This window comes from Bifidobacterium mongoliense DSM 21395, assembly GCF_000741285.1.
Taxonomy (GTDB): Bacteria; Actinomycetota; Actinomycetes; order Actinomycetales; family Bifidobacteriaceae; genus Bifidobacterium; species Bifidobacterium mongoliense.
On the sequence record NZ_JGZE01000024.1, the window covers coordinates 1 to 9977 of the forward strand.

A 9977-nucleotide genomic window follows, 5' to 3' on the forward strand; every position below is an offset into this window, starting at 1 on the left:
GCCGGATCGTCTCATGATCCCCGAAACGCAGCATCTCAATCCTGATCCGCTCACCCCCGGTCACATGCGTATAAGCTTTCATAGTGAGTGCAGCACCTCCCAAAGGTCGGAACATCAGCAATCCCAACCATAAGCGGTGTTGCACTTCTAACTAGAACTCAGGGGCGCAATTCAGCTCAGGCTCATATATATGGTTGCCATGCGACGCTTGCATGCACTATTTCTTGAGATTTGCAGCAGTCAGAAACTGAAACGCAAGCGCAATCATGTTTGAGGCAAAAATCTATAGAATTTAGTGTGGTCTTATAGCTCCCATGTCTTTATAAAATCCAAAATGTTTTTATAAACATCGTTAGATAGATCGGGATACTGTTCCAACACCGAATTGACCCATTTGGGTCCATGTCCTCCGACTTCAGGAACAAAAGATTCTAGTTCTCCGGATGGTACGATAAAGATTCCCAACGATTTGAGATATTTTGAAAGTTTTTGATACGCTTCAGACGCATTACCACGAGGTAACGCCAATTCTCCCATTTGTTTCGCATTCTCCCAAGGATTTTTTGATTTTAAGGCATCTCTAAGTAAGTCGATTTCGGATTGTTGAAGAAACTCCGTATTTTTCTTTGCAATTAATTGTTCTAACTTTTTGCGCGAAACATCTTGCATACGCCCGTTATTTACTTGTGTATTTATAATATGATAGTCATCTCTAACGTTCTCCCATTTGCCTTCGCATGCCTCAACTATTCTAGATAAAATAGATTCGTTGTTTAATACGTCAAAGTCAAGGACAATCCTGTAAGTCATTCCTAAATCACTTAATGTTTTGGCAACATCATGCATTCTATGTTTGCCCCCGCAATGAATAAATTGAGTTTGTAAGAAAGAATTCTGTCGTTCCTTATAATGAGCGAAGATAATTGAATACATCTTACAATCAGAATCACTTTCACATAATACAACAGATTGATGAAACATACTGTCCATGATTGCCGAGTAACGAAGCAGAGGATCTTTCCAAATGTTGGAAACAGTTTCATTCTCAAGTATCGAAAAAAAATTAGTATTTTCCCTTCTTGTTATCCGAACAATCTTTACACGATTCGGACAAGTTTCAACCAATCCTTGAACGACATCCCTGCTGTGGGTTGAAATAAAGACCTGTTTCCTATTGCTTGCCATTTGTCCAATTACTTCTCCGATTATTTTTGCCTGAGGTGGATGCAGAAATGATTCCGGCTCATCGAGTAAGAATAACTGATAGCTTTCAAGCATAAGGTTAAGAATAATACCGACGAAACTTCGGATTCCATCTCCCTGATCCTGAACTTGATCGTAAGATTGAAGAATTTCAGCATATGCTTCCAGGCGTGTCTGCTCGTCAGAAAACGATTCTTTTAGGTTGGCAGAATCACCAATACACAACGGTATCGTTCTACCAAAAAGGATATTGGGAATAAGCTTTTTCCCAAAGGCTCTTTCGAAGAATTCCGAGAGTTCAGTTCTGTATTTTTTTTCGAAAGCTGGATAATGAATGGGATGTGTTTTTGCACTGTCACGGTTTATTGATTCTGGTGGATTCGCAAGCGTGAGCCTATCCTCTGTGCTCAGATAAGACACAAGTAGATTTCTGGCCTCGTCTAATGCATTATAACTTGTATACAGATTCAATTTATATGTATTATAGCTGAAATTATATGAATGAAAATCTTCGTGGTCACCATTATTTATCACTTGACAAAAGTTTCGAATTTGAGATTCAAACGATTCCAAGCTAGGTTTGTTTAGGCCGATAGACCTGATAACTGTAGTTGGATTTTCTGCTTTCTGAGTTAACGCAAAAATGTCTTTTAGACTTTGACTTTTCCCCGCGTTGTTCGGTCCTACGAAAACAATAATTTCATTATCTTCTACACTCATCGATTCGTCGTTATTAAACCTGATTGATGAAATTAACCCCATGAAATCTCCATCTATAAATATCACAGCAATAAAACTAGTTATATTTTTGACTCTTCACAAATATTACAGCAGTAGATTGTAAAGTACTAGCTGAGTAATTGACGTTTTCTCTGTTGTATTCTACTTCCATGCCGACACCCGGAGAAGCTATTGTGTAGTCCGGGCGGATAACTTTACTGATCTTGGCATTTGTCACCTTATTGTTATCGCTTACAGATCCTTTGTAAGGCACGCAATAAGGTATCGATAAGGCATAGGAAGCATTGCTTCCCCTGCCATATTTTTCGTCACCGCATTGACGCGCTTCTCCCCGCCTTTCACGACGAGCTTGGTCTGAGCTTCGGGAATCGGGTCCCCGAGTTCAGGCTCCTCGGATGAGGCTTCCGGCTCCTCGGGCGAGGCAGGCGGTTGCGACGGCGATGAACTCGATGGTGAACTAGAACCATCGAGAGCTACTTGATAGGCGGCGACTGCTTGGCGATCCGACGGAGCGTACTCCCACAGAGTCCCCTGATCGATGAGCGTATCGATGGCGCTCTGATATTGCTCCCTTGTCACCAACTCCGACAACAACGGCCCGTTAAGCACATAGCCGGTGTCGGTCTTCTTCGCGAGGGCATCCACAACGAAGAGCGGATACTGGTTGGGATCCACCAAAGGACGCAACGATTCGAACGCACTTCGACGCTTAACATCGTCGTCGTAGAGGTAAAGCACGGCATGGGTGCAGAATTCAAGGAGATCAGCGCGAAAAAGCATCGGGCGCTCTGCCCCCTGCGAAGAGAACGGCGACAGCACCTTTCCCTTCAACACAGCCAGGCTTTCTTCCCATGGCTGTGAATCCTCGCGATGCATTGGTATGCGCAGAAGATCATAGACCTACGGCAGAAGAACCGGAGCCTCGGCAGTTCCGCTGTCATGCAATTCCTTTTGCATCTGAACGGCTAGAGCCAGGGCGGTGGGAACCGCGGCTATGGAATCGGACTGGGCGATAGCGCCAACGATGGTTTTCAATACGTCGGTATGAAGTCGGGAACCGTTGTTCCGGTTCAATATCGTCGTCGCCACGTTGATAGAAATACAACCCCTGAGTACCTCGGATATCATCTGATCACACTTGAGACATCCCAGAATGACCTTCTGTATTCGTTCGGTATCGCTGCCATTGAGATACGATGCCGCCTTGCCGGGGAAATATTTGTCGCCGAAAATCTTGAGCTGATCATCCCTAGGGAAGCCAGGGTCGAGTAGGTCGTCAACGAGTAGGAACTGTTTGAATTCCGCTTCATGTAACACATCACGATCGGTGGAAAACCGGAAATACGCATCGAAGTGCTCAGTTCTGCAGATGGACCTCCACGGATCGTCATAGCAAGTGTTGGCGTTACTCCAATTTCCTGCAAGAGCTGCTCCGGCAAATGGGAAGAGCGATTCCAGTGCTTCACGATCGGAATCCTTCGGCAGGTTCTTCAACTCTGTGGTCAAGGACTGAGCCCATTGCTCCTCGCCTTTATGCTGTCCAGAATAAGAGGTTCTGCCTGTGACAGGACTACATAGGAGCGCCTTGTGCTCCATGATCCAACGGTGCAGCGAGGGGCGGAACACCTCCAAGCTCGTGATGCTCAACAGGTCATCGACCTCGACATCATCCTTCATCACCTTGTACCGAAGCTTGAATTCATTGGACAGGCGAATGACATCCCTCATCGTGCTTACATATGGCTTGACGCAGTACCCGAAAGAATTCAGCTCAACGAATCGGTCGTAACCCTCCATATAGATTTTCTTCGAAGCGAGACCCACCGGAGCAACGACTTCAGCTTTCAAACGCTCCGATACTGCATCCTGAGGAGGCTCAGGCAGGTCAAGAGGAACCTGAATGATCTTTTCGAGATACTCGTCGCCCTTCCCATGACATGTTGCATCAAGGGATCTAGTGATGGAATCACGATCGTAGAGGAGAACGTAAGTCATGTGCGGAAGATCGCCGACGGCCTTGACCGCTCGCAACATCTCCACGACCTCATCATCCATAAGACGGTCCAAGTCATCAATGAAGACAATGATTCTATCCGGTGATTTATCGAGCTTTCGCTTCAGCTTTTCACGCCGCCACGCGAGGCTATCAATATCATCATTCGTCGGATCCGTGGCTTTCGCCAGTCCTGAAAAGGCTTTGATTAGTGATGAGGATACCGTTCCGACTCTGGGAACAACCACATTGGCGGCTGAGGCTGCATCGGATAGAGCTGGAAGAACGGTATTCGCAAACTGTCCAGTTCGTTCTTTAAGGTGCCGTGACTTACCTCCTGTCGGCGATAAATCGTAGGCCACCTCGTCAAACAACAGCGACACCAGTTTGCCGCTTCTTGAATACATCCATGGTTCAAACTCAACGACGCGGAAGCTCTGCGACGTTTCCCGAGCGGTGTTTATCTCTTCAACAAGCATTGTCTTGAGCGAGGTCTTACCCGATCCCCATGGACCGCTGATGCCCACAACCAGACCGTTTATGTCATCGGACCGCCATAACGCATTCAGCAACTTCGACACATATGCCTGCCGGTTGAATGCATCGTCCTTGGCATGTTCGATTGGATGCTCCCGCGAGAAGCCAGAACCGTCTTGCGCCGTATCTCCCATGCCGTAGAAACTTACTCCGCATTATGCCGAGCGAGGCGGATTGCAGAGAACGCTGTTACAACGTCAAGACATCACGGACTTACCGCAGAGGGAGGCGGAAGCCGGATTTCCCGGACAGCCCAGACTAGTCCTTCGGCCGACTGATGATCCGACGCTCCGCGACATCGCGCAAGTGCAGACCGTAGGGACTCTTGCCATAGCGCTTGGCAGCTTCGAAGAGCTGATCACGTTCGATCCAACCGTTCTCGAAGGCAATCTCCTCAAGCACACTGATCGGCAGACCCTGGGCGCGCTGCACCGTGCGCACGAACTCGCCCGCCTCATACAGGGAATCCATGGTGCCCGTGTCCAGCCACGCATAACCACGACCCAGCGTCGTCACGTTAAGTGATTCATCCTCCAGATAGATGCGGTTGATGTCGGTAATCTCCAACTCGCCACGAGCGGAGGGCTTGACCTCTTTGGCAAATTCGGTAACCCTGGCATCGTAGAAATACAGTCCGGTCACCGCATAGTTCGATGCCGGATGCTCCGGCTTCTCCACAATACTGACGGCATGATTATTCTCGTCGAATTCAACAACACCGTATCGTTCCGGATCATCAACGTAATACCCGAATACTGTGGCATGCTGCTCGCTCGCGGACACGGCTCTCAAGAGCAGGCTACGTAGACCATTGCCGTAGAAGATATTATCACCCAGCACCAGAGCACAAGGCTCACCGGCGATGAACTCCTCGCCGAGTACAAAAGCTTGGGCAAGGCCTTCCGGACGTGGCTGCACTTTGTATGACAGATGTACACCGTAGCGTGACCCATCACCTAGCAAGTTGTGGAAATTCGGGAGATCGTGAGGCGTGGAGATGATGAGAATGTCTTTGATGCCAGCCATCATCAACACGCTTAGCGGGTAGTAGATCATCGGCTTGTCGTACACCGGCAGAAGCTGTTTCGACGTAACCGTCGTCAACGGATACAGTCGTGTTCCCGAACCTCCGGCAAGAATAATCCCCTTCATATGCCCCCCGTTTCTCAACTTGTTTTTCTTCTGGCAGTCAGCTCGCGAGCTGACGGTCGATATAGGCCTTAAGGCTATCTTGCCAATCGTTAGGATGATATCCGCTGTTCTCTATACGTGACAAATCCAAGGTGCTGTGTTCGGGTCGGGGAGCGATAGGACCGACCGCGTTCGCATAATATGCGCTTGTCGATACGGGCTTGACGGCAGTGGGATCGGTGCCTGACTGTTCAAATATCGAACGCGCGATCTGACACCAGCTCGCTTCAGGACCTGAGCCGCTCAGGTTGTAAACGCCATAGGGGGCTTGGGAATCCAGCAGATGCATAATAGCTCTCGCCATGTCGTCTGTGAACGTGAGGCGTCCGACCTGATCATCCACAACAGTTACATGGTCCAAATCGTCTTCAGCATCTGAAACCCGGGCAGCCAAGGAGAGCATGGACCGTACGAAGTTGTGCCCTTCTCCGATAACCCACGAAGAGCGAAGGATATAGTGCCGCGGGGCCCCTGTAATGGCTATGTCTCCAGCGGCTTTGCTTTGACCGTACACGCTCAGAGGGCTCAACGCCTCTTGTTCATCATGTATATTCCGGGTTCCGTCGAACACGTAGTCTGAACTCACATGCACTAAGGTCAGACCGTGCTCTCTCGCAGTAGCTGCCAGAAGAGACGGCCCCGTAGCATTCGCCCGCCACGCGTCCACACGCCCTTCGGATGTTTCCGCACGATCCACGGCGGTGTATGCTCCTGCGTTGATGATCGCTCCGTAGGAATCCCAGTCAACACCCTCGTACGCTTGTGGATCCGAGAAATCGAACTCATCGCGGTCAGTGAACTCAAAGCCCGTCAGCCGATGGGCCTCCACGTATGCTTCCAAGGCGTGCCCCAGCTGGCCTTTCGCTCCTGTGACCAACGTCTTCTTGGGACTCATCGGAATCACGTCCAACAGCATGGGATGGGCACGATCCGCATCCGACAACTCGCATTGATCCAACGGGATCGGCCACGAAATAGCGAGAGTAGGGTCAGCAAGATTTACGAACGTATACTCTCGCTTGCGGTCGAGGCTCCAGTGAGCATCCACCAGATACGTGTACACTGTACCATCTGCAAGTGCCTGGAAACCGTTGGCCACCCCTCGGGGCACATATACCGCCCGGGAAGCATCCACACGGGTCGTAAAAACCTGTCCGAAAGTCGGTCCCTCCCGAAGATCCACCCAAGCGCCGAATATCTCGCCAGAAGCAACCGATATGAATTTATCCCACGGTTCCGCGTGCAACCCACGCGTCACACCGCGCGCCGCGTTGAAACTCACGTTGTTCTGCACGATCCGCAGATCGGGCACCCCCAGGGCCGTCATCTTCGCCCGCTGCCAGTTCTCCTTGAACCAACCCCGATTATCCCCATGCACGGGCATGTCGACCACCAGCAACCCCGGTATCCCGGTATGCGTGACGTTCAGCTTCTTCTCGAACTCCAACTGCGGACTCCCCTTCTCTGTTCCTCTACCCCTACCGGCCCTGCTCCCGGTACCGCTGCTCGGTGGCCGCCTTCACCGGCATCCACCAATCACGATGCGCCTGATACCATGCCACCGTCGAACGCAGCCCGGCGTCGAAATCCGTGTGAACGGGCCGCCATCCCAGCTCCTTACGCAGCTTGGACGAGTCGATCGCGTAACGCCGATCATGCCCCGGACGGTCCCTGACCCAGTCGAAATCATCCTCCGCCCGGCCCATCACCCGCAGGATCGCCCTGAGCACCGTGAGATTGTCATGCTCGCCGTCCGCCCCGATCAGATAGGTCTCCCCGAGCCGGCCCCGGGTCAGCACATCCCACACCGCACTCGAATGATCTTGCGTGCTGATCCAGTCGCGCACGTTCAGCCCGTCGCCATAGAGCTTCGGCCTGACGCCGGTCAAAATGTTGGTGATCTGCCGGGGAATGAACTTCTCCACATGCTGGTACGGCCCGTAGTTGTTGCTGCAGTTGGAGATCGTGGCGCGCACGCCATACGTGCGATACCACGCACGCACCAGCAGGTCGCTCGCGGCCTTCGAGGAGGAATACGGCGAACTGGGCTGGTACGCCCGGTCCTCCGTGAAACGCCGGGGGTCGTCCAGTGCCAGATCCCCGTACACCTCGTCGGTGCTGATGTGATGGAACCTCACATCGTACCTCCTCGCGGCCTGCAGCAACCGGAACGTGCCCAGCACGTTCGTCGAGACGAACGGCTCGGGATCGGCTATCGAGTTGTCGTTATGCGACTCCGCGGCGAAATGCACGATGGCGTCGCACCGGGCAACGACGCGATCCACCAGCCCGGCATCACGAATATCACCATGAACGAACTCGACCCGATCGCCCAGCACATCCCGGATGTTGTCCAAACGACCCGCATACGTCAACGCATCCAACACGATGACACGCACACCGGATGGTTCCCCACCACCCACCGAACAAAATTCGACCCAATAAACCCACAACCACCCGTCACCAACACACAGTGGAACTCTGCACTTTCATCAACCATATTCATTATTCTAAACTGCACCTTCTTCCAAACATGCCGCTCGCCACTATTCGTGAACTCGCATCCTACTGATTTGTTTACCTATTCCCTGCAGCTGCTTGCGAAATGCTGCAAGTACCACAACATAGGCAAAACAATTTGCCACTAACGCCCAAATTGTAGGAAGCAAGACAACGCTCAACACAAACAGGACGGATAACGCTATGGGTACAACGATAGTGATTGGGAATGAAAGATTCATTTCCCGATTCAGTATTATCTCTGATGCAATACTTCTAAGAATAAGTACCGCGACGGCGGAAAGCAGGACCCCGATCAGGGAATCAAACAGACTCACCTGTATCCAAGTCAATAGTATGCTCAGCAGCAATATGCTTACATTAATAGCAAGCAACAAACGTTCACGTCTTAATACTTTGAAAAACGTAGTGCATGTGATATCCATCTTCCCGTCGAAAATGCAAATCGGCAAAAGAATCGCAAAATAGAAAAAGCTTTGATGATATTGAGGAAGCCATCGATCCAATATCATTACTATTGGGGAGTAAAGGACGAACACAAACGGCATGACCAGATCAAGTATTTCCGACATAGCGCGATATAGGCGTCGCTGTTCTTGTGATGATGACCGTCGCAACGCGGGGAATAGCACCATGCTCACCTGCATAACAAATTGCATGATGAACATTGCCAGGGACAATGCGAATGATACCTTACCAAAAACAACAATTCCCCAATGTCCATCAATCGCAAACCTGACCACTCCAAGAATCAGCATACCCGCGACATTGGCAAACATAAGTTTGCTGCCCACACGAATATCGTCAAGAGCCTCTTTGACTGCATCCAGGAATGGTACCAGACCAGAATGGAAGAAATCCCATCCTTTCACTACGCAATAGATAAGCGAGAGCATTTTCCCTATGATGAATGAGCCGATATAAAACCGGAAATCCTTTACACGAAAGGCAACACAAATGATAACCAGAACAGCGAAAGCAAAACGATCCACAATAACAGAGTAGGAGTAGAGCTTTGTTTCATTCATTGCTTGGAAAATATATCCGAGGTAAGTCGCCGCATTCAGTAGGAGAAGCACTACCACACTTGAAAATAAAACGAGTTTTCGATCTGAATCTGCAGAACTCATCCAAACCATAACAGATGCAATAACAACGAATATGGACTGATAAGCCATGCCTATCCAAAACACTGAATTAGAGCGCCGTTTATCAATATCTGTGCGCGAGACCCCTCCAAGCTTAAGATATGCCCCATCACACAAACCCAAGTGAAAGAAACCCACATACGACGTATAGAAAATAAACAGCTGCCAATATCCAAAGCCAACGACACCAAGGACTTTGGGCACAATCACCGCTGTCACTAAACTGGCAAGAGTTCCGACACCTTGGGCAAGAAAGGCAACGAGCGAGTTACCCAGCAACTGTTTATATTTCACACGCACATAGTACTTGGTGAGAGCGATTTCTGTGAGACTGTCTAGTTTTCGGTGTAATTATTTTTTGGTTGCTAGTTGATTTTGCTGGATAAACGGCTGTCGAAGGTGAAGTGAAGTGGACTGGTTTTTGTTCACGCTGTTTTGTTGGTTTTTGGGGCGATTGATATCGCCTGGCGTTGATGATACAGGGTTTCGACTTCGCATGGTGTCCGGTAGCCGAGGCTTTCATGGAGACGTTGGCTGTTCCACCAGGAGACCATGGGAACGTGGCCTGTTCCAACGCGTGCACGGACCCGAATGGCTTGGATCGGCGGATCAGTTCGCCCTTGTACGCGCGTTGACGGTTTGGC

6 protein-coding genes and 1 pseudogene are annotated in these 9977 nt (G+C 50.1%); all 7 read right to left on the bottom strand.

The window, feature by feature from the left end; all coding sequences use genetic code 11:
• Nucleotides 1-303: 303 nt before the first annotated feature.
• Nucleotides 304-1965 (bottom strand): ATP-dependent nuclease, encoded by a 1662-nt coding sequence (locus BMON_RS09725; protein WP_081883003.1) that lies wholly within the window; start codon nt 1963-1965, stop codon nt 304-306.
• Nucleotides 1966-2175: 210 nt separating this feature from the next.
• On the bottom strand, nt 2176-2778 hold the full coding sequence (locus BMON_RS07720) for a hypothetical protein (RefSeq protein ID WP_033513700.1): 603 nt from the start codon (nt 2776-2778) through the stop codon (nt 2176-2178).
• 66 nt (nt 2779-2844) lie between these two features.
• Nucleotides 2845-4608 carry a KAP family P-loop NTPase fold protein gene (locus tag BMON_RS07725; RefSeq protein WP_033513702.1) on the bottom strand — a complete coding sequence of 588 codons (1764 nt, stop codon included), beginning with the start codon at nt 4606-4608 and terminating at the stop codon, nt 2845-2847.
• Between the two features lie 124 nt (nt 4609-4732).
• Entirely contained in the window at nt 4733-5626 is an 894-nt protein-coding gene (gene rfbA / locus BMON_RS07730) for a glucose-1-phosphate thymidylyltransferase RfbA (RefSeq protein ID WP_033513703.1), read from the bottom strand.
• 37 nt (nt 5627-5663) lie between these two features.
• A complete protein-coding gene (locus tag BMON_RS07735) occupies nt 5664-7112 on the bottom strand; it encodes a sugar nucleotide-binding protein (protein WP_033513704.1) in 1449 nt (482 codons plus the stop codon).
• A 31-nt stretch (nt 7113-7143) separates the two neighbouring features.
• Nucleotides 7144-8165, bottom strand: a pseudogene (gene rfbB, locus BMON_RS07740) (dTDP-glucose 4,6-dehydratase).
• Nucleotides 8166-8211: 46 nt separating this feature from the next.
• The gene (locus BMON_RS07745; protein ID WP_161786353.1) at nt 8212-9627 is read right to left on the bottom strand and encodes a lipopolysaccharide biosynthesis protein; all 1416 of its coding nucleotides are present in this window, start codon (nt 9625-9627) and stop codon (nt 8212-8214) included.
• Nucleotides 9628-9977 lie beyond the last annotated feature (350 nt).